The sequence below is a fragment of the Paenibacillus sp. J31P316 genome, assembly GCF_056269105.1.
Genome location: NZ_JBWDNI010000002.1, coordinates 981,722 through 1,001,752 on the forward strand (window position 1 = coordinate 981,722; position 20,031 = coordinate 1,001,752).

20 protein-coding genes and 1 riboswitch are annotated in these 20,031 nt (G+C 57.5%); of the genes, 1 reads left to right on the forward strand and 19 read right to left on the reverse strand.

The features are described from left to right. Positions 1-25 precede the first annotated feature (25 nt). From AC0YNU_RS09945 to ald, 19 genes are all read right to left on the reverse strand, one after another. On the reverse strand, positions 26-1,285 hold the full coding sequence (locus AC0YNU_RS09945) for a bifunctional 3,4-dihydroxy-2-butanone-4-phosphate synthase/GTP cyclohydrolase II (protein WP_475755749.1): 1,260 nt from the start codon (positions 1,283-1,285) through the stop codon (positions 26-28). Positions 1,286-1,330: 45 nt separating this feature from the next. After that, on the reverse strand, positions 1,331-2,014 hold the full coding sequence (gene ribE, locus AC0YNU_RS09950; RefSeq protein WP_475755751.1) for a riboflavin synthase: 684 nt from the start codon (positions 2,012-2,014) through the stop codon (positions 1,331-1,333). A 59-nt stretch (positions 2,015-2,073) separates the two neighbouring features. After that, positions 2,074-3,207 (reverse strand): bifunctional diaminohydroxyphosphoribosylaminopyrimidine deaminase/5-amino-6-(5-phosphoribosylamino)uracil reductase RibD, encoded by a 1,134-nt coding sequence (gene ribD / locus AC0YNU_RS09955; protein ID WP_475755753.1) that lies wholly within the window; start codon positions 3,205-3,207, stop codon positions 2,074-2,076. 153 nt (positions 3,208-3,360) lie between these two features. Beyond that, positions 3,361-3,562, reverse strand: a riboswitch (FMN riboswitch). Positions 3,563-3,717: 155 nt separating this feature from the next. Beyond that, complete coding sequence (locus AC0YNU_RS09960) at positions 3,718-4,149, reverse strand: peptidylprolyl isomerase (RefSeq protein WP_161696409.1); 432 nt, start codon at positions 4,147-4,149, stop codon at positions 3,718-3,720. Positions 4,150-4,175: 26 nt separating this feature from the next. Beyond that, complete coding sequence (lysA, locus tag AC0YNU_RS09965) at positions 4,176-5,504, reverse strand: diaminopimelate decarboxylase (RefSeq protein ID WP_475755755.1); 1,329 nt, start codon at positions 5,502-5,504, stop codon at positions 4,176-4,178. Between the two features lie 131 nt (positions 5,505-5,635). Continuing rightward, a complete protein-coding gene (locus tag AC0YNU_RS09970) occupies positions 5,636-7,324 on the reverse strand; it encodes a spore germination protein (protein WP_475755757.1) in 1,689 nt (562 codons plus the stop codon). Between the two features lie 37 nt (positions 7,325-7,361). Then, positions 7,362-7,799 (reverse strand): stage V sporulation protein AB, encoded by a 438-nt coding sequence (locus AC0YNU_RS09975; protein WP_475755759.1) that lies wholly within the window; start codon positions 7,797-7,799, stop codon positions 7,362-7,364. After that, entirely contained in the window at positions 7,792-8,478 is a 687-nt protein-coding gene (locus tag AC0YNU_RS09980) for a stage V sporulation protein AA (protein ID WP_475755761.1), read from the reverse strand. The genes AC0YNU_RS09975 and AC0YNU_RS09980 overlap by 8 nt, the downstream gene beginning before the upstream one ends. A gap of 206 nt (positions 8,479-8,684) precedes the next feature. Further along, positions 8,685-9,440: an RNA polymerase sporulation sigma factor SigF gene (gene sigF, locus AC0YNU_RS09985; RefSeq protein WP_161696399.1), complete on the reverse strand. Its 756-nt coding sequence runs from the start codon at positions 9,438-9,440 to the stop codon at positions 8,685-8,687. 20 nt (positions 9,441-9,460) lie between these two features. Then, positions 9,461-9,907: an anti-sigma F factor gene (gene spoIIAB / locus AC0YNU_RS09990; RefSeq protein WP_475755764.1), complete on the reverse strand. Its 447-nt coding sequence runs from the start codon at positions 9,905-9,907 to the stop codon at positions 9,461-9,463. Continuing rightward, positions 9,904-10,257 carry an anti-sigma F factor antagonist gene (gene spoIIAA / locus AC0YNU_RS09995; protein WP_475755765.1) on the reverse strand — a complete coding sequence of 118 codons (354 nt, stop codon included), beginning with the start codon at positions 10,255-10,257 and terminating at the stop codon, positions 9,904-9,906. The genes spoIIAB and spoIIAA overlap by 4 nt, the downstream gene beginning before the upstream one ends. 206 nt (positions 10,258-10,463) lie before the next feature. Next, the gene (locus AC0YNU_RS10000; protein ID WP_475755767.1) at positions 10,464-11,660 is read right to left on the reverse strand and encodes a D-alanyl-D-alanine carboxypeptidase family protein; all 1,197 of its coding nucleotides are present in this window, start codon (positions 11,658-11,660) and stop codon (positions 10,464-10,466) included. A 297-nt stretch (positions 11,661-11,957) separates the two neighbouring features. After that, a complete protein-coding gene (locus tag AC0YNU_RS10005; protein ID WP_475755770.1) occupies positions 11,958-13,286 on the reverse strand; it encodes a pyrimidine-nucleoside phosphorylase in 1,329 nt (442 codons plus the stop codon). Positions 13,287-13,331: 45 nt separating this feature from the next. Next, entirely contained in the window at positions 13,332-13,508 is a 177-nt protein-coding gene (locus tag AC0YNU_RS10010) for an aspartyl-phosphate phosphatase Spo0E family protein (protein WP_475755772.1), read from the reverse strand. 118 nt (positions 13,509-13,626) lie between these two features. Continuing rightward, entirely contained in the window at positions 13,627-14,448 is an 822-nt protein-coding gene (locus AC0YNU_RS10015; protein WP_475755774.1) for a purine-nucleoside phosphorylase, read from the reverse strand. Positions 14,449-14,577: 129 nt separating this feature from the next. After that, on the reverse strand, positions 14,578-15,753 hold the full coding sequence (locus AC0YNU_RS10020; RefSeq protein ID WP_475755776.1) for a phosphopentomutase: 1,176 nt from the start codon (positions 15,751-15,753) through the stop codon (positions 14,578-14,580). Positions 15,754-15,791: 38 nt separating this feature from the next. After that, positions 15,792-16,691, reverse strand: coding sequence for a site-specific tyrosine recombinase XerD (xerD, locus tag AC0YNU_RS10025; protein WP_475755778.1), 900 nt, complete (start codon positions 16,689-16,691; stop codon positions 15,792-15,794). 129 nt (positions 16,692-16,820) lie between these two features. Beyond that, positions 16,821-17,057 carry a DUF4227 family protein gene (locus AC0YNU_RS10030; protein WP_475755780.1) on the reverse strand — a complete coding sequence of 79 codons (237 nt, stop codon included), beginning with the start codon at positions 17,055-17,057 and terminating at the stop codon, positions 16,821-16,823. Positions 17,058-17,219: 162 nt separating this feature from the next. Continuing rightward, complete coding sequence (gene ald / locus AC0YNU_RS10035) at positions 17,220-18,362, reverse strand: alanine dehydrogenase (RefSeq protein ID WP_475756249.1); 1,143 nt, start codon at positions 18,360-18,362, stop codon at positions 17,220-17,222. 217 nt (positions 18,363-18,579) lie between these two features. Between ald and AC0YNU_RS10040 the strand changes: the two genes are divergently transcribed. Next, the gene (locus AC0YNU_RS10040; RefSeq protein ID WP_475756251.1) at positions 18,580-20,004 is read left to right on the forward strand and encodes a S8 family peptidase; all 1,425 of its coding nucleotides are present in this window, start codon (positions 18,580-18,582) and stop codon (positions 20,002-20,004) included. Positions 20,005-20,031: the final 27 nt, after the last annotated feature.

Below are 20,031 nucleotides of genomic sequence, written 5' to 3' on the forward strand. Positions count from 1 at the left end.
GATTGTACCTGCCTTTTGCAGGAATTTATAGGTTGGTTTGAATATCGTCAAATTTGAGCAGATGGCCCAATTTGTCCTTCTTGGTATGCAGATACTGATCATTATCCGCGTTTGCGGTCATTTGGATCGGTACGCGTTCCACGACCTCGAGTCCATAGCCTTCCAAACCGCGGATCTTGCGTGGATTGTTCGTCATCAGCTTCATTTGACGTACGCCGAGATCTTTCAAGATTTGGGCGCCGATGCCGTAATTGCGCAAATCCGGGGCAAAACCCAGTTTAATATTCGCGTCCACGGTATCCAATCCCTGCTCCTGCAGCTGGTAGGCCTTCAATTTGTTGATCAGGCCGATGCCGCGACCTTCCTGGCGCATGTAGAGCAGCACGCCGTTGCCGGCTTCGTCGATTTGGCGCAGCGCCGCCTCGAGCTGCGGTCCGCAGTCGCAGCGGTGACTATGAAATACATCGCCTGTCAGACATTCGGAATGCACGCGCACCAGCGTCGGCTTGGTAGGATCGATCTCGCCTTTGACGAGCGCGACATGCTCCTTGTTATCCACTTCGTTGGTATAGGCTACCGCTTTGAACACGCCGAATTCCGTCGGCATCTTCACTTCGACGACCCGCTCCACGAGATTCTCTTTCTCGTTGCGGTAATGAATGAGCGCTTGAATGGAAATGAGCTTCAGATCATGCTTCGCCTTGAACTCGATCAGATCCGGCAAACGGGCCATGGAGCCGTCTTCCTTGATGACTTCGCAAATAACGCCAGCAGGCTCGGATCCGCACATGCGAGCCAGATCGATCGCCGCCTCGGTGTGTCCCGCGCGTTGCAGGACGCCGCCTTTCTTGCCGATCAACGGAAAAATATGGCCCGGACGGCGGAAGTCGTCCGCCTTCGTGTTCGAATTGATCAGGGCTTGAACCGTCTGAGACCGCTCATAAGCCGAGATCCCCGTCGACGTTGAGATATGATCGACCGATACGGTGAACGCCGTGCCGTGATAATCGGTATTGCGCTGCACCATCGGTGGCAAATCAAGCTCTTCCGCGCGTTCCGGCGTTATCGGCACGCAGACGAGGCCGCGCGCCTCGGTAATCATGAAATTGATAATTTCCGGCGTCGCCTTGCTCGCCAAGGCGATCAAATCGCCTTCGTTCTCGCGGTCCTCATCGTCTACGACGATGATGGCTTTGCCGCGAATCAGATCGTCCAAGGCTTCTTCAATGGAATTGAACACGGGCTGATCGTCCGACAATTTCCTTGCACCTAGTTGGTTACTCATCGCTATCCGCTCCTTTTGTAGGCCGACTGTCTGCCTATTTCTCTGTTAGAAAAAACCATTCTCCGCTAGAAACGCGGCGGTCAGTCTGCTCCCGCTCTCCGGCTTGCCGGTCTGTTTCTCATCCAAGCCGTCTGCTTGCTTGTAATGAAGCAAGTGATCGACGTATTTGCCGAGCACGTCACATTCGATGTTGATGACGCTGCCGGCATCCTTGAACTGCAGCGCGGTTTCCTTCAGCGTGTGCGGAATGATGGATACGGTGAATCCGTCTCTGCCCGCTTCCGAGACGGTCAAGCTGATTCCGTCGAGCGTCACGGAGCCTTGCGAAATGACATATCGCATCAGACTCGCGTCGTGCGGCCGAATCACGAACACGATCGCATTCGCGTCGCTGCGCCGGGACACGATCTCTCCGGTGCCGTCGGCATGGCCCTGCACGATATGGCCACCGAAGCGCCCTCCCGCCTGCATGGCCCGCTCCAGGTTAAGCGGCTCGCCTGGACGAATGTCTTTCAAGTTCGTATGGCGATACGTCTGCGGCATGACATCGACTGTAAAGGAACGGCCGTCATAAGCCGTTACCGTCAAGCAGACGCCGTTTACCGAGATGCTGTCGCCGATTGCGACGCCTTCCAGAACGCGCTGCGCTCCGATCGCGAGCAGCATCGCTTCGCCTTGCTTATAAGTCCGCTTTAGCGTCCCGATTTCTTCGATAAGGCCTGTAAACATGACAGGTTCCTCCTTCCCTCCCGATTTCCGAACGAGTACCCCTAAGTGTTCCGATCAGCTCATGCTCCGCTCGTGCGGTCGCCAGCCGTTTGTTCGGGATACCCGCTCATGAAGAGGTCGCCGCCGATTCGCTCGACCTGCACGTCCCGAAACAGAATCGCATGCGCCATCTTCTCGAAGCCTTCGAATTGGAAAACGCCGGGCGCCGCTTGACCGCCGATCACTTTGGGAGCGATGAACAGCAGCACCTTGTCGATCAAGCCGAGCTCGAGCATCGCCCCATTCAGCTTGCCTCCGCCTTCCAGCAGGATGGAGCCGATCTCGCGCTCGCCAAGCTTCCGCATCGCGATGTTCAGATCGACTCTGCTGTCCGAGCCGCAATCGATGACTTCCGCCCCCGCGGCTTCCAGCGCTGCGCGCTTGCCGGGATCGGCGCCTTCGACCGTCAGCACAATGACGGGTGCAGAACGTTCTTGGAGCATGCGAGCCTCAGCAGGTAGCCTAAGCTTCGAATCGACGACGATTCGAGTGGGATGAACGGCGGGCACGGACAGCCGCGTCGTCAGCTCCGGATCATCGATCAGCGCCGTCTCGACGCCGACCATAATGCCCATATGGCGATGGCGGAGCGTATGCACCATTTCCCTCGCCTGCGGTCCGCTGACGTAACGGCTGTCGCCGGTCTTTGCCGCCAGCTTGCCATCCAACGTCATCGCGGATTTCATCGTAACGAACGGAAGCCGCGTGACGATGAACTTGTTGAACATTTCGTTCATGAGCTGCGACTCCTGCCCCAGCAAGCCGACCTCGACGTCGATGCCTGCCTCGCGAAGTCTTGCGATTCCTCTCCCGGCTACCTGCGGATTAGGATCCTCGCAGGCGACGACGACTCTCGCGACCTTCGCCTCGATGAGACGTTCGCAGCAGGGCGGCGTACGTCCGTGATGGCTGCAAGGCTCCAGCGTGACATAGGCTGTCGCGCCTTCCGCCTCGCCGCCGGCCATCCGCAGCGCATGAACCTCCGCATGGCCTTCGCCGCGGCGCAAGTGCGCCCCGAGTCCGACGATGCGGCCGTCCTTTACGATAACGCAGCCGACAACAGGATTGATATCCGTTTGCCCTTTCGCTTTGGACGCCATATCGAGCGCCAGCCGCATATACGTCTCGTCATTCAAAACATCGTTCGTCGACAAAATAAAAATCACCCCTCGGCTGAATCATGCCAACGGGGTGATTGGAGTTGCACAGGTTAAAGGACGCGCTCGAAGACACATTCAAACAAACTCAGTAACCATGTGAAAAAAAGAACAAGGTTATCGAGAAATGATAAAATGGCATTCACGCGTCCTTTCCTTCTCCCATCCAGACTATACTGTCGGTCCCGGATTCTCACCAGGTCCACCGTCAAGCAGCCATACCGTCCCGAAGGAGTCGTACGCTTGCGAGCCGGGTCACGGACTGACAAAGGCTGCCGCCGGATAAAGCTTAGCGGACTGAATGCCTTTGATCACCGCCGGTTGGGAATTTCACCCTACCCCGAAGGAAAGTCGCAAATACATTTGTTTGTGGAAATGTTACCACTCCACTATGGAAATTGCAACTTGTTTTGTTGGAATAATGTCGAACACGCGGTTAAAGCGCGTTCATTTACGCAAAAAACCGCAGCAGGCGGAATAAGCTCCACCTGCTGCGGTTCGCGGGTTTTATACTTCGACGATTTCCACTTTTTCCATTTTGTCGCGGCCTTGGAATGCATCGACATGCTCCATGCCTTGCGCGACTTTGCCGAATACCGTGTGCTGGCCGTCAAGATGCGGCTGCGGCTGGTACACGATGTAGAATTGGCTTCCGCCCGTGTTGCGGCCGGCATGAGCCATCGCGAGCGCGCCGCGCTCGTGTTTGTTCGGGTTGATTTCGCAGTTGATCGTATAGCCTGGGCCGCCTGTGCCTGTACCGTTCGGGCATCCGCCTTGCGCTACGAAGCCAGGAATGACGCGGTGAAACGACAGACCGTTGTAGAAGCCCTCGTTAACCAGCTTCTCGAAATTCGCAACCGTGTTCGGCGCGTCGTTTTCAAACAGATCGATCAATACCTCGGATCCGTTTGCCATCGTGATTTTTGCTTGTTTTGCCATTGATAAATTGCCTCCTGTCGAATCGGTTATTTAACTGCGGACGTCTGAAGACGCGCTGGAATAACGTCGTTGCCGATGATATCGTCAAGCGATTCCCGCTTAACGGCAACGTCTGCGGCACCGTCTTTTACGAAGACGACCGCCGGGCGGCGGATACGATTGTAATTGCTCGCCATGGCATAATTGTACGCGCCCGTGCAGAAGACAGCAAGCAGGTCGCCGCTATTCGCCTTCGGAAGCTCCAAATCGATGATCAGCTTATCGCCGCTTTCGCAGCATTTGCCCGCTACGGTTACGGTTTCTTCAAGAGCGTCGTTGGCACGATTCGCCAGCACGGCCTCGTATTTGGATTCGTACAGCGCAGGACGCGGATTGTCCGTCATGCCGCCGTCGACTGCGATATATTTACGCACGCCGGGAATATCTTTGCTTGTCCCAACCGTGTACAGCGTCGTTCCTGCATCGCCGACCATGCTGCGGCCGGGCTCAACCCAGATTTCAGGCAGCGGATAGTTCGCCGCGGAGAAGTTGGATTTGATCGAATCCGTGATGGCTTTCACATATTGCGAGATCGGAAGCGGCGTGTCGCCTTCCACGTAACGGATGCCGAAGCCTCCGCCGAGGTTGATGACGCGGAACGTCACGTCCAGCTCGTTCTTCACTTGAACGGCGAAGCCGGCTACCTTGTCGACTGCCATCGCGAAGCCTTCGACTTCAAAGATTTGCGAGCCGATGTGCGAGTGAACGCCGAGCAGCTCCAGGTTCGATTGCGCGACCGCTTCTTGAATCGCCTTGTACGCCGTGCCGTTGCCAAGGTCAAAGCCGAACTTGGAGTCCGTTTGACCCGTGGAGATATAGTCATGCGTATGCGCTTCTACCCCTGGCGTGATGCGCAGAAGGACGTTGACGCGCTTGCCTTTGTCGGCAGCGAGTGCGTTCAGCAGGTACATCTCGTTGAAATTGTCCACGACGAAGCAGCCGATGTTCGCGTCGAGCGCCATGTTGATTTCGTCCGGCGTCTTGTTGTTGCCGTGGAAATGGATGCGCGCAACCGGGAAGCCGGCTTTCAGCGCCGTGTACAGCTCGCCGTCGGATACGACGTCAAGCGACAGGTTTTCTTGCTCTGCAATGGAGCACATCGCCATTACGCTGAACGCTTTGCTCGCGTATGCGACTTGGAATTTCAATCCCGACGCGCGGAACGATTCCACGTATTCGCGGGCTCTCTGACGCACGAGTCCTTCATCTACGATGTATAGGGGCGTACCGAATTGTTTCGCCAATTCCGTCGTATCGCACCCGCCGATTTCCAAATGCCCTTGCGCATTGATTTTGCTGGTCCCATGTAAGTACATTCGTTTCCCCTCCGCTTTCTCCAAAAAAATTACCCAAAAGTGTTATTTGCACCATTTACACCAGTATAGCGCATTCGGTCCCCCGCCGAAATGGATAATTTCACATTTCATTTGCATTTCTTTCTGAAGAGCTACCCAGATTCCCCGCCGTTAGGCATTCTGTCCCGCTGCTTCGGCTTCAGATAGTTCGGGCGCTTGCGATTTTGCAGCACCGGCACTCTCAGCAGAATACCGAGCATGCCCTTGGCGTCGAATGGAATAAATGGCCACATGTACGGTCGGTTGAACGAGCGTTCCATGCACAGCATGATGAAAAATACTGTTGTAGCGACCACGAAGCCTTCGACCTTAAACGAGGCGACGGCGACGATCAGCACAAGCCGGATAATCCGATTGGCGAGGCCTAGTTCATAGCTCGGCGTGGCGAACATGCCGATAGCCGCAACCGCCATGTACAGCACGACCTCGTTGACGAACAGCCCCGTCTTGACGGCAATATCGCCGATCAAGATCGCGGCGATCAACGACATGGCGGTCGCGAGCGGCGTAGGCGTATGAATGGCGGCCATCCGCAGCAGATCGACCCCGATCTCGGCGAGCAGGAACTGCGCGACCATCGGCAGGCGGCCGGCTTTCTGCACGCCGATGAAGTCGAGTGCCGGCGGCTTCAGCTCCGGCTTCAGCGTGAACAGAAACCAAAGCGGCAGCAGGAAGAGCGAAGCGGCGATGCCGATGAACCTCACCCAGCGCAGGTACGTGCCGATGAACGGCGTTTGGCGATTCTCTTCCGCATGCTGAAGCAAGTCGAAATAGGTCGTCGGCATAATCATGACGCTCGGCGCCGTATCCACGAAGACGGCGACGTTGCCTTCCATGAGATGGACGGCGACGGTGTCCGGTCGCTCGGAATAGCGGACGAGCGGGAACGGGTTCCAGCCCCGATTCACGGTAGCTTCCTCCAACTGCTTGTCCGCCAGCGGCAGGCCGTCGATTTTGACCTGCTTGATTTTGTCGCGGATCGACTCCAGCATTTCTTTGTCGACGATATCGTCGATATAGGCGATGCAAATGTCCGTCTGCGTACGTTCGCCGACCCGGAGGATCTCGTAGCGGAGCTGCTTGTCTCTGAGACGACGACGTACGAGCGTCACGTTGGTCAGCATCGTCTCGACGAATCCGTCGCGCGCGCCGCGCACGACCCGCTCCAGCGATGGCTCCTCCGGATTGCGGCCCGGGAAAGCCTTCGCGTCGATCAGCAGCACTTTCGTATCGCCTTCCACGAACATGGCCGTGCCGCCGGACAACACGTTGGTCATCATGTTATCCCAGTCCGACTCTTCGACGACTTGGATCGCAGGCACGTAGAGCCGGAAGAAGTCGTGGAAGGAGGTCGTTCTATATTCCTCTGCTTGCAAGTAGGTGAGTCGCTTGAGGATTTCGGTCAGAATAGTATCCTTGGCGAAGCCATTGAAGAAGAAGAATGCCACGCGGCGATCGCCGAACGTCATCTCCCGAAGGACGATGTCGAAGGTTGTCTTGTAACCGATCTCCTCCTCCAGCTTGCGCTTGAATTCTTCGAGCGATTCCGGAATCGGGACGGTTTTCTTCTCCTCACTCATAGGTTTGCGATGAACGATGATGGGCTCGGCCGCGAGATCGCTGTCCTCCGCAGCCAACTGCGGCTCCTCCTGTTCGGAATTGACGTTCTCCGGATCCGTATCGACCGAGAAGCCGTGCTCGTCTTCGTGCCAGAACACGTGAACCGGCTTCTTGAATTCCGTCGTTCCTTGCTCTTTCTCGCCATTCTCGCTGTCGCGCATCTTCAAACCCTCTCTCTTTTGTCAAATTCCGCTGCCGTCAGGGGTCCATATATTGAAAAACAAGCCAGTCGAATAAGGAGCCCGTTACTTTTCCGAGCACCATGGCGTACACCAGGCTGACGAGATAACGGCTGAGCCTTACGCGTTTGGCCAGAATCGGAAGCACATTCATGACCTCCGTCAATGCCGCTCCAAGCATGCCCACGAATATACCGTCGAAGGTTCCGATGGTGACCATGGAGGCGATATGGGGCAGCCACAGCCGCCATTCCAGAAAATCGGCCAGCGACCAGAAGACCGCGCCGCTCACGACGGCGGTCTCGAACCAAATCGATTTGCGGTAAGCGAATCCCAGCTGCGCCAGCCTCGGGATGATGTCGAGCACGATCAGCAAGGCCGCAAGCGCGCTGCCGACGCCCAGTCCCCCGGCGAAGCCAAGCAGCGCCACGAATAGAGAACCGCAGGCGCTAACCATCGTCTATCCCTGCTTCAGGCTGCTTCCGCTGCTTTTGCCGCGGATGCGCTTCCTCGCCCGGCTCGTTCTTCTTGCGCATCTCATCGGCGATGACGTAGGAGTTGACGCTTTCCTCGTACATATACAGCTCCACTTCAAGCGGGTTCGGCTCTTCGTTGAACCGTTTGCGGAACAAATGGTTGAAAAACACGAGCATGCCGATGCCGATCCCGATGGAATAGGGAATTTGGAACCATAGGGGATGCTCCGTCTTCTTGCCCGTGACGAGCTCCGTGATCCGTTCATGCACATCCTTCATACTGACGTCCGTATGGAAATTCATGATGGCCAGCCCTGATCCGAAGAACAGCAGCAGCCAGGTTACGAACAGGACGGGCTTGAGCGGCTCGCGGGGCGCGTCCGCAACGATGACGAGCACCTGCGGGTCGCCGTAGGCGTCAACGACGGCTCCCGGCGCTTCCTCGCGGATCAATCGAACGATCTGCAGCAAGTCGATGACGACGCGGTTGCCGTCCTTCAGCGTATGGCGGTGCAGCACCAGCGACTCCAGCTTGGTTTCGAGCGCCGGATCGCTGGCGAATAAGCGTGCCGCCTGGCCAAGCGTTACGATACCTTCGGGCCGGATGCCGATCCGCCTGCGAAGACGCAGGTATACGTTCGGCGTCGTGTCGGGATTCATCCTCCTCCTCCACCTCCTATTCGTCATGATCTCCCTGTTAGTATGAGAAAAGGAGCGGAAGGATAATCAGGGCAACGCAGCCAAAGATAAAATAACCGAGTGCCATCCATGGAAACGGCGATGGATTGGCGGCAAACCTTCCTTTGTCAGCATGACAAAAAAGCCGACTGCCCCTGCCGGGCAATCAGCTTTTCGTTCGCCGCCGTTCATTGCGCGATCTGGTCGCGAATGAGCTGCAATATTTTTTTCTCCAGCCGCGATACCTGCACCTGGGAGATGCCGAGCCGGGCGGCAACCTCCGACTGCGTCTGATCCCGGTAGTACCGGAGGAAGACGATCAGCCGCTCGCGCTCCGACAGCCCGCCGATTGCTTCGTTCAGCGCCAGCTTGTCGAACCAGCGTTCCTGCGAATCGTCGGCGATCTGATCCATCAGCGTGATCGGGTCGCCGTCGTTCTCGAAGACCGTCTCGTGGATCGAGGTCGGCGGCTTGTTCGCTTCCTGCGCGAAGACGACATCCTCCGGCGTAATGCCGAGGTGTTCGGCAACCTCCTTGATCGTCGGCAGGCGTCCCAGCACCTTCGAGAGCTCGTCCTTCGACTTACGCACCTTGTTGGCCGTTTCCTTCAGGGAACGGCTCACCTTCAGCGTGCCGTCGTCGCGGAGGAAGCGCTGGATTTCGCCGATGATCATCGGCACCGCATAGGTGGAGAACTTGACCTCGTAGGACAGATCGAACTTATCGACCGACTTCAGCAAGCCGATACAGCCGATTTGGAACAAATCCTCCGGCTCGTAGCCGCGTCCCATGAACCGCTGCACGACGGACCAAACAAGCCGAATATTGCACTGTACCAGCGTGTCGCGCGCCAGCGTGTCTCCGGCCTGGCTGAGCGCAATGAGCCGCTTCACCTCGGAATCATCCAAATAAGGCTGCGCCGTTTGTTTCATATGAACATCCATGCGGTCCAACCCCTATGCGCCTAATTGAAGAGCGCTTTTTTCGATTCGATGCGCTTCGTCATTGCGATGGCAGTTCCGTTGCCGGGTTCGCTCGACACGTCGAAACCATCCATGAAGTTTTCCATGATCGTAAAACCCATGCCCGAGCGTTCCATCTCCGGCTTGGAGGTATAGAGCGGTTGGCGGGCCAGCTCGAGATCCTCGATGCCGCGCCCCTTGTCCTTCACGATCAGCCGGACGACATCGCCCTCAATGAGACCTTCGATCGTAACCATGCCGCCGGGATCGCCGTCGTAGCCGTGAATAATCGCGTTGGTGACCGCCTCGGACACCGCCGTCTTCAGGTCGTTCAGCTCCTCAAGCGTCGGGTCCAGCTGGGAGACGAACGCCGCCACGGTGACGCGGGCAAACGCCTCGTTCTCCGACCGGGCGGAGAAGGTAAGTGTCATCTCATTTCTCGCGTTCATGAAACGACCTCCAAACTTGTGAGCGCAAGCCGCTCGTTATCGTGAATCGGCAATATTTTGAATAAACCCGACAGCTCGAACAGCCGGTAGACGCCTTGGTTCACGTCGCAGACGACCATCTTGCCGCCTCTGGCCTTGAGCTGCTTATAGCGGCCGAGAATGACGCCGAGACCGGAGCTGTCCATGAACAGCAGCTCCTTCAGGCTGAGAATGATATGGTCGCTATTGCCGCGAAGAATCGCTTCCTCCATCTTGAACCGGACGACATCGGCAGTGTGGTGATCCAGCTCGCCGCGCAGCCTGACGATAAGCACGTTACGGTAATGTTCCAATTCAACCTGCAAGCTCATCCTCTTGTCCACTCCTAACGTCTAATTTGCGGAGCACGAGCCATCCCGAACCCGCCTTCGGCATTCGGCGATCGCTTTCGTGTTGTAGGAGGATTCTACGCTTCGCCCGTCGTTTCCTGCCCCCCGACAAAACTAGAAGCAGAGCGCTACAAGCAGACAAATTGCGCGCTGCGGGACGCGATTCCCGCCGCACGATGACCGATGAATCAGCCGAACAGGCTGCCCATGGAACGCTTGAACAGCGTCCACCAGCCCGCGCGGTCCACGGAGGCCGGCGCGTCGACGGCGAATTCCGTCAGCACCTGATCGCCTTGGAACACGATCAGCTTCCCGATCGGCGCATTAATCTTAACCGGCGCCTTCAGCGGATTGATGCGCAGCTCGTAGCGGATATCCTTGACGGAGCTGCCTTTCTTCAGCAGCACGCTGTAGGAATGCTTTGCCGTCAGGGGCAGCTCCGGCAGCATGCCTTTCTCGATCTTGACGCTGCCCATCGCTTCGCCCTTCTTGAATATGGTGTGGTTCATATATTGGGCGAACGAGTAATCCAACATTTGGGATACCTCGGCGTTACGCGTCTTCGTGTTCGGCTCGCCCATGACGACGGCAATCACGCGCAAATTGTCCCGGTGCGCCGTCGCTGTAAGGCAGAATTTCGCCTCGTTGGTAAAGCCGGTCTTCAGACCGTCCGCGCCCGTATAGAACCGGACCAGCTTGTTCGTATTCACGAGCCAGAACGGCTTCTCGCTCGACTTGCGCAGGTAATCTTGATACGCGCCCGTGTATTTCGTGATTTCGCTATGCTTCAACAGCTCTCTCGACATGACGGCAATGTCATGCGCGGATGTATAGTGCTCCGTCGCAGGAAGGCCGTTGCAGTTCATAAAATGAGTGTTCTTCAGACCCAGCTCGCCTGCGCGCTTATTCATCATGTCGACGAAGGCCGACTCCGTGCCGGCGATTTTCTCTGCCATGGCTACCGAGGCATCATTGCCCGAGGCCATCGCGATGCCCTTCAGCATCTCGTCGACCGTCATCTGCTCGCCCGGCTCCAGGAAGATCTGGGAACCGCCCATGGAAGCCGCATACTCGCTTGTCGGGACTTTATCCGTCATCTTAATGCGCCCTTGATCGAGTGCTTCCATGATGAGCAGCATCGTCATGACCTTCGTGATGCTGGCCGGCGGCAGCTTCGCATGGCTGTTCTTCTCGTAAATGATCGTTCCGCTGTCCGCGTCCATTAGAATAGACGACCGTGCGGACGGCGCCAAATCCGCCGCTGCCGCGCTTTGCGGAGCCGGCGATGCCGGTTTCTTCTCTTCGGCCCAGGCCGATACGGGTACAGAAAGTGCCACTATCATCGTCATGCCAACGACGACGAGATGTTTCCAGTTGTTTTTCATCGATGTTCTCCTCCTGAGTGATGCCCGCGGGCATAAGGTGAAACGGTTGCCGCCGTCCATAGGCGACGATTCGCGTTTCATTCCGAAAACCTTATCGAAATGTATAGGCGTGAAACTTATGCATTCTATAAGGTAAGCAAGGCCGCAAACCGGCTAAAATCTCATTCCTAGTGTGCACCTGAACGAGCTAAAATATTCCAGTCCAGGAAGCGAAAAATGAAAAGGAGCCGCCCTTAAGCCTACTGGCTTATCGGACAGCTCCTTCGTACTTCATGAGTACTTCATGAATTGCTCGGACTAGAAACGCTTCACACCCTGCTCCGTTACGATCGAGAGCAGCAACGGCGACGGCGAGACCGCCGCTTCGTCGATGGTATAGGCCTCCTGCACCCGCTTCAATACCGCTTGTACGGCAGCGCCTTGTTCCCTGACATGCAGCAAAGCAATCGTCTCGCCTTCGCGAACTTCCTCTCCGACTTTACGCTGCAGCGTAATGCCTACCGCGTAGTCGATGACGGAATCCTTCGTCTCGCGACCCGCTCCGAGCAGCATCGCCGCCAACCCCAGCTCCTCCGCTTGAATCGCGTGCACGTGGCCGCTATTCGGCGCCGGCACCTCCACGATATGCGGAGCACGAGGCAGCAAGCCCGGATCGTCCGCCACTTCCGGATTGCCTCCCTGCGCGGCTACGAACTGCTTGAACTTGGCCAGCGCCTCGCCGGAGCGAAGCTTCTCCCGCAGCATCGCTTCCGCTGCTTCCAGGCTGCCGGCTTGTCCGCCGAGCACGATCATATGGGAAGCAAGCGCGATGCACAGCGACGTCAGATCTTCCGGTCCGCGGTTGTGAAGCGTATCGATCGCCTCCCGCACCTCGAGGGCGTTGCCGATCGCGAAGCCGAGCGGCTGATCCATGTCGCTGATCAGCGCTGCCGTCCGCCGTCCGACCTGCGTGCCGATCTCGACCATGGCCATCGCCAGCTTCTCGGAATCGTCCAGCGTCTTCATGAACGCGCCGCTGCCGGTCTTCACGTCCAAGACGATGGCGTCCGCGCCGGCCGCAATCTTCTTGCTCATGACGGAGCTGGCGATGAGCGGAATCGATTCCACCGTAGCGGTAACGTCCCGCAGCGCGTACAGCTTCTTGTCGGCGGGCGCCATATCGCCGCTTTGGCCGATGATCGCGACGCCGATATCGTTGACCTGCGCGATGAATTTCTCGCGGGTCAGCTCCGTCCGGAAGCCCGCCATGGATTCCATTTTGTCGAGCGTCCCGCCGGTATGTCCGAGACCTCTGCCCGACATTTTAGCGACGGGCACGCCGCAGGCCGCGACGAGGGGACCGATGACGAGACTCGTCTTGTCGCCTACGCCTCCCGTGCTGTGTTTGTCCACTTTGATCCCTTGGATAGGCGACAGATCGACCTGATCGCCGGACTCGGCCATCGCCATCGTCAGAGCAGCCGTCTCGCCTGCATTCATGCCGCGAAAAAAAACAGCCATCGCCCAGGCGGACATTTGGTAGTCCGGAATATCCCCGCGGCTATAGCCTTGAATAAGAAACGACAGCTCTTCGTTCGTCAATGAACCGCCGTTTCGTTTTTTTTGAATGATGTCGACCGCTCGCAAATCTGTTGGCCTCCTCAGCGTTACCCCGGAAGCGCTGCCTCAATGTTACCCTTGAGCCGTGCCCGGATTCCGCATTTTCTCTCGCTGCGCTTTCACGATCAATTGGTCGAGCTTCTGACTGAGCTGAAGCACATCTCGATTGAGAAACGACTCCTGCCTGTTTGCGGCTGCGACGAGTTGACCGCGCAGACGCTCGAGTAAATGACAACTTTGCTTGTCCATGAAAAAAATTCCCCACTTTATGAAGGATGGTGTAATGATTATCACGGACATTATACGACGATGATTCAATAAAGAATGTCACAATGAGTCGACCCGATTATTACATTTATGTTACAGCCTACATCAAAGGAATCAGGCCCTGTACGAGTCCAAGGAACCGGGATTTGACGCGTTCTGTCGTTTCCATGACTTCATCATGGGACAACGGCTGGTCCAATATGCCCGATGCCATGTTGCTTATGCACGAAATACCAAGAACTTCCATGCCGGAATGATTCGCCGCAATCACCTCCGAGACCGTCGACATGCCGACAGCATCTGCTCCAAGGATGCGCATCATGCGGATTTCCGCTGGCGTTTCATAGGATGGTCCCAGTACGGCGATGTAGACGCCTTCCCGCAGCGAGAAGCCCTGTTCCTTCGCAATATTGGCGGCCACTTCACGCAAACGCCTGCTGTACGGCTGAGACATGTCCGGGAAACGGACGCCGAGCTCGATGTCGTTCGGACCGACGAGCGGATTGCGTCCCTGAAAATTGATGTGGTCGCTGATTAGCATCAGATCGCCAGGCTCGTACTCCGTATTCACGCCGCCCGCCGCGTTCGTAACGACCAGCTTGGATGCACCGATCGCTTTCATGACGCGGACGGGGAACGCCGTCAGATCTGGACCGTAGCCTTCATACATATGAAAACGTCCGCGCATGAGCACGACCGGCCGGCCGGACAGCGTGCCGATCAGCAATTCTCCGGCGTGGCCTTCCACCGTCGAGAGCGGAAAATGCGGGATGTCCGCATACGGAATCACGACAGCCTTCTCTATGTAATCCCCCAAAATACCTAAGCCCGAACCCATGATCAGGCCGACCTCCGGCTTCACTTCGATTTTCCCCAAAATATATTCCGCGGCCTCGCGGACTTGCGCAGCTTTCAATGCCATATCGAACATTCCTCCATTGTGGTCTGGTTGCGCGGGCACCGGTCTGCCTGCGCGATATTCTCTCTCCCGTACTACTACCGTACTGTTGCCGTGCTGCTTCCGTACGATTACCTTGCTGCTGCTGAGCTTCTAATGAAGCTCGTTTAAGAAGGACGTCCCGTTAGCCGGATGCTTCACGCCGAAATTATCCGCGATCGTAGCGGCAACGTCGGCAAACGTCGCGCGTATGCCCAACGAGCCAGTCTTCGCGAGACCCGGACCGTATACCAGAAGCGGCACGTATTCACGCGTGTGGTCGGTTCCCGCGTAGGTCGGATCATTGCCATGATCGGCCGTTACGATGAGCAGATCTTGATCTCCAAGCCGCTGTACCAGCTCCGGCACCGCACGGTCGAACTCTTCCAGCGCACCGGCATAACCTTGGGGATCGCGGCGATGGCCGAACAAGGAATCGAAATCGACCAAGTTCGTAAAGAGCAGACCCCGGAACGGTTTGTCCAGCGCCTCCAGCGTCTTGACGATGCCGTCCGCATTGCTTTTCGTCGGCGTCGCCTCCGTGATGCCTTCCCCGCAAAAAATATCGTTGATCTTGCCGACCGCGATGACGTCGAAACCGCCGTCTTCCAGCGCGTTCAGCACGGTCGGCTCCGGCGGCTTAACGGCGTAATCATGCCGATTCGAGGTCCGCTTGAAGGATCCCGGCTTGCCGACGAAAGGACGCGCGATGACTCGGCCGACGGCATACCGTTCGTCCATGGTCAGCTCGCGCGCGATTTCGCAGGCACGGTACAGCTCGTCCAGCGGGATCAGATCTTCGTTAGCCGCGATTTGAAAGACGCTGTCGGCGGAAGTATATACGATCCATTTGCCCGTCTTAAGCTGCTCTTCGCCCAGCTCGTCCATTATGTCCGTGCCGCTGGCCGATTTATTGCCGAGCACGCCCCGGCCTGTCCGTTCCTCGAACGCCTGAATCAGCTCAGACGGAAAACCGTCCGTGAAGGTTTGGAACGGGACGGTGATTTTGAGGCCGGCGATTTCCCAGTGCCCGGTCATCGTATCTTTGCCCGAGGATACCTCGGCCATTTTACCATAATAGGCTTCCGGTTCGCCCTCGGGTTTCCAACTGCCCAGCTGCTCGATCCGGTCCAGTCCCCATTTTCTCATATTCGGCAGGCTCATCGCGGGAACTTCGCGCAGAATATGTCCCAGCGTATGGGAATCCGCATCTCCGAACGCCGGTGCATCCGGCAGCTCGCCGATGCCGACGCTGTCGAGCACGATCACTGCAATGCGTTCAAATCGCATATCGCTTCACTCCGTTTCCTTATCATGTTGCCATTCATTCAAATCTGCCGTTTGGCGCGCGGGTGGGCAAGATCGTACACGTCCTTGATACGCGTCTTCGTCTGCTGGACGTACAATTGGGTCGTCTGCAGACCGGCATGTCCCATCATTTCCTGGACGGAATGAAGATCTGCCCCATTCTGCAGCAAATGAGACGCGAATGCATGGCGGAGCGAGTGCGGGGCGAGATCGGATGCGATGCCCGCTTCCTGCGCATGCTTCTTGATGATCTTCCAGAAGCCTTGACGGGTCATCCGGCTGCCCTGCAGGTTCAGAAACAGCGCTTGAACGCCATCCTTCGCCAGCTCCGGCCTGACGTTCGTCAAATACGCCTTCAAAACTTCCGAAGCGGCTCCGCCGAGCGGTATGATCCGCTCCTTCGCTTTCGCGTCGATGCAGCGAATAAAGCCCAGCGCCAGCTGGACGTGTTCGAGATCCAATGAAATAAGTTCGGATACACGCATCCCTGTCGCATAGAGCAGCTCCAGCATCGCTAGGTCGCGCATGCCCGCCGGCGACGAGCGGTCCGGCGCGGCGAGAAGCCGCTCGACCTCCTCCAAGGTGAGCGCCTCCGGGACGCGCTTCTCCTGCTTCGGGGCTTCCAGATGATGCGCCGGATTGACGGACACGCTGCCACCGGCAAGCAAATAGTGAAAAAAGGCGCGCGCCGAAACCATTTGCCTGGAAATCGTCGCGGAAGACCGTCCCTGCTGCTTCAAGCGTAGAAAATAATAGGATAGATGATGCTTCTGAATATCTTGTACCCGCTGGACTCCTTCGTCCGTCAAATAGGCCAGCAGCTGCGTCAAATCCCGCTCGTACGATTGCAGCGTGAGCGGCGAACGCCTGCGGCCTTCCGTCTGCAGCGAGCCGATAAATGCTGTTACATGTTCGTTCATCACGCGTTCCTTTCCGGCTAATGCGGCCGCCGTTCAGCCTAACGAATGCTTACTTCCACGGCATGCCGCGTTATTCCTGCATCGGAGCGCCCTTCTTGGGTCACCCGCCTGCCGCCTTGCACGGCGTCCTCATTCGCCGTACCAATAAAACAACCGCAGCCGCTCGGCGATGCTGCCGTTCTCGCCCTGCTGCTGATCCGCCGCTTTAAACACTTTGAGCGCATGCCCTTGCGGCACGCGATACGGATCGTCTGGCGCGATCCAAACCGCCAGCAGCCTGCAGCCGCCGTACATCGAGACCGTGAAAAGGCTGAGCAGCAAGACGAACAAGAGCCGCCGCAGCCATCTGCGCACCGAGACCACCATACTTCAGCGTCCCCTTTCTCCGGGTAACGGACCGTCATCTGGCTTCTAACCGAATAGAGCCCAGGTTGTCCTTTACAACACCTTATGAGAGGGGAAATCGATTCATGCCTGCGTGCCGCCCGCACGCAATGCCGATGAACGAATGCCGCGGCCGCGCTTGCGCTAGTTCAGTTTATCAAACGAAACGCTATCCAGCATCTGCTCTACGCTGGCATACGGCAAACCGATTGCTTCGGCGACTTGGGGATGCGTCACCCGTCCTCGGTACGTATTTACGCCTTTGCGCAGCGGCTCGTTGCTCGAAACGGCACCGTTCAGCCCCTTGCCCGCAAGCTCGAGCGCATACGGCATCGTGACGTTCGTCAGCGCCAGCGTCGACGTACGCGGAACCGCACCGGGCATATTCGCCACGGCGTAATGAAGCACGCCGTGCTTCTCGTAAACCGGATCCTTATGCGTCGTAACGCGATCGATCGTCGCGATCGTCCCGCCTTGATCCACGGCCACGTCCACGATGACGGCACCCTTCTTCATCGTCTTGACCATGTCTTCCGTTACGAGATGCGGCGCGCGGGCTCCAGGTATTAATACGGCGCCGATAAGCAGATCTGCTTTCTTGACCGCGCTGGCGATATTATACGCGTTCGACATGAGCGTGCGAATCCGGCCGTTGAACACTTCGTCGATGTAGCGCATCCGCTCGGCGCTGCGCTCCAGAATGACGACGCTCGCGCCCATTCCGAGCGCGATCCGCGCGGCATTCGTCCCGACGATCCCTCCGCCGAGGATGATGACTTCCGCCGGAGGCACGCCCGGTACACCGCCGAGCAGAATGCCGCGTCCGCCGTAGAACGCCTCCAAAAACTGCGAGCCGACTTGCACGGCCATGCGTCCGGCAACCTCGCTCATCGGCGTGAGCAGCGGCAGGCTGCCGTTTGCCAGTTGGATCGTCTCGTAAGCGACGCCCGTAACCTTCTTCTCCACCAGTGCCTTCGTAAGATCAGGCGCTGCCGCCAAATGCAAATACGTGAACAGCAGCAGTCCTTCGCGGAAGTAACCGAATTCCTCTGGTAGCGGCTCCTTCACCTTCATAATCATATCCGCACGAGCCCATACCTCTCCGGCTTCGGGCAGGATCGCCGCCCCTTCGGCCGCATACGCCTCGTCCGTAAAGCTGCTTCCTTCCCCGGCGCCGCTTTGCACCACGACCTCGTGACCGGCCGATTTCAGCATCGCCGCTCCGGCGGGAGTCAGCGCGACCCGATACTCGCTGGCTTTGATTTCTTTCGGCACGCCAATGATCATATGCATCTCCCTCTCCTGTTCTTTACTTCATCATATACAGGCAGAGGACGGGTTGACAGTCCTCGCTGATACCTTTTCCTCGGCTGTCATAAAATATGTACCCTCTCAGGCTGACGCCCAAGCCCTTGTACATATGCCTCCATACACTGTAGGAACGGCTTCGCGATGTTTTACCCCTAGTTTGCTTATCGCCAAAGGAGGAACAGCATTGCCAAAGGTGGAGAAGCTGCTGCTCAGCTGCTCGACAGCCCGGTCGTCCACGCATACGACGAGGAAGCTGATCGGCTTTAAACGGCAGGATCACTATGAAAAATGCGTACGTCAACTCGAGAGCTTCGGCATCAAGCCGCTCAAGAGCATTCATCGGGGACGCGTCATCGCCTGTCATGTCGACAGCCGCCGGGGCGACAAGCTGCAGAAGCTGTCCAATCATCCCGACATCCGGTATGTCGAGCCCGATTATAAAGTGCACGCACACGGTTTCTTACCGGACGGCAGGACAAGAATGGGCTCAAGCTCAGGCTCAAGTGCAAGTTCTAGCTCAGGTTCGAGCTCGGAAAAGTCAAAAAGCCGCAAGTCTACCGCGCCGTATGTGAGCCGCAAGAAGCTTAGACTGCGAACGAATAAAGTCTACATCCATTCGGATTCCGGAAACAATCAGACCCAATTGCCATCGAACATTCCGTGGAACGTCAAACAAGTGCAGGCTTCGAAGTTGTGGCCAACGACACGGGGGAGCGCAGGCATAGGGATTATCGACACCGGCATCGGCAAGCATCCCGATCTGTACGTTACCGGCGGCATCAATACGATGGGCGGCTCCTCGTATGCCGATGACAACGGTCACGGGACCCATGTGGCCGGCATCGCTTCGGCGCTCGGCAAGAACGGCATGATTGCCGGCGTCGCTCCGCGCGCCAAGCTGTATGCCGTAAAGGCGCTGGACGCCAACGGCGCCGGCTACGTCTCCGATTTGATCAAAGGCATCGAATGGTGCATCAAGAAGAAAATCCCGGTCATCAATATGAGTCTCGGCCTTGCGGGCGAGACCAGCTCCGCCCTGAAGGAAGCCGTGCAGCGCGCACGGAAGAGCGGGATCATCGTCGTCGCTTCGGCCGGCAACGACGGCCCTTCGAACAATCAAGGCATCGATCAGCCTGCCCGTTATTCGGACTCCATCGCCGTGGCGGCGTCTACGCGAGGCGGCAAGATCGCCGACTACAGCAGCAGAGGCTCCGGCATCGACATCACGGCGCCGGGAAGCTACATCAAATCGACGCGGCCGGGCGGCGGCTATACGATGATGTCCGGCACCAGCATGTCGAGTCCGCACGTGGCCGGCGGAGCGGCGCTGCTGAAAACACTCCAGCCGAGTCTGACGCCCTATGCGATCAAGAAGCGGCTGCGGGCGACAGCCAAGAAGCTGTCTAGCTACGGGACTCGTTCGCAAGGGTACGGCATGGTCCAATTTTACACCGCTTCCGGCCTGACGAGCAATGGAAGCAGCGGTTCGGGCACAGGAGGGGACAACGAAGCCGTCGGAGTCGCCCGCGCAAGCCGCAAGGCCAATAAGAAGCTGAAGATAGCGTTAACCGCCAATTCGAAACGCCGGGGCAAGTCCCCGTCCGCTTCCAAGAAATAAGAGACAAAAAAACTCCCTTTTACAGCG

Excerpts from the sequence above, each read along its gene's own strand:
- xerD (WP_475755778.1), bottom strand. The coding sequence starts at position 16,691 with ATGAACGAACATGTAACAGCATTTATCGGCTCGCTGCAGACGGAAGGC.
- AC0YNU_RS10020 (WP_475755776.1), bottom strand. The coding sequence starts at position 15,753 with ATGCGATTTGAACGCATTGCAGTGATCGTGCTCGACAGCGTCGGCATC.
- ribE (WP_475755751.1), bottom strand. The coding sequence starts at position 2,014 with ATGTTTACAGGCCTTATCGAAGAAATCGGGACGCTAAAGCGGACTTAT.
- AC0YNU_RS10030 (WP_475755780.1), bottom strand. The coding sequence starts at position 17,057 with ATGGTGGTCTCGGTGCGCAGATGGCTGCGGCGGCTCTTGTTCGTCTTG.
- spoIIAB (WP_475755764.1), bottom strand. The coding sequence starts at position 9,907 with ATGAACGCGAGAAATGAGATGACACTTACCTTCTCCGCCCGGTCGGAG.
- ald (WP_475756249.1), bottom strand. The coding sequence starts at position 18,362 with ATGATCATTGGCGTGCCGAAAGAAATCAAAGCCAGCGAGTATCGGGTC.
- AC0YNU_RS09975 (WP_475755759.1), bottom strand. The coding sequence starts at position 7,799 with ATGGTTAGCGCCTGCGGTTCTCTATTCGTGGCGCTGCTTGGCTTCGCC.
- AC0YNU_RS09960 (WP_161696409.1), bottom strand. The coding sequence starts at position 4,149 with ATGGCAAAACAAGCAAAAATCACGATGGCAAACGGATCCGAGGTATTG.
- lysA (WP_475755755.1), bottom strand. The coding sequence starts at position 5,504 with ATGTACTTACATGGGACCAGCAAAATCAATGCGCAAGGGCATTTGGAA.
- AC0YNU_RS09945 (WP_475755749.1), bottom strand. The coding sequence starts at position 1,285 with ATGAGTAACCAACTAGGTGCAAGGAAATTGTCGGACGATCAGCCCGTG.
- spoIIAA (WP_475755765.1), bottom strand. The coding sequence starts at position 10,257 with ATGAGCTTGCAGGTTGAATTGGAACATTACCGTAACGTGCTTATCGTC.
- AC0YNU_RS10015 (WP_475755774.1), bottom strand. The coding sequence starts at position 14,448 with ATGGCATTGAAAGCTGCGCAAGTCCGCGAGGCCGCGGAATATATTTTG.
- AC0YNU_RS10000 (WP_475755767.1), bottom strand. The coding sequence starts at position 11,660 with ATGAAAAACAACTGGAAACATCTCGTCGTCGTTGGCATGACGATGATA.
- AC0YNU_RS10010 (WP_475755772.1), bottom strand. The coding sequence starts at position 13,508 with ATGGACAAGCAAAGTTGTCATTTACTCGAGCGTCTGCGCGGTCAACTC.
- AC0YNU_RS09980 (WP_475755761.1), bottom strand. The coding sequence starts at position 8,478 with ATGAATCCCGACACGACGCCGAACGTATACCTGCGTCTTCGCAGGCGG.
- AC0YNU_RS09970 (WP_475755757.1), bottom strand. The coding sequence starts at position 7,324 with ATGCGCGACAGCGAGAATGGCGAGAAAGAGCAAGGAACGACGGAATTC.
- sigF (WP_161696399.1), bottom strand. The coding sequence starts at position 9,440 with ATGGATGTTCATATGAAACAAACGGCGCAGCCTTATTTGGATGATTCC.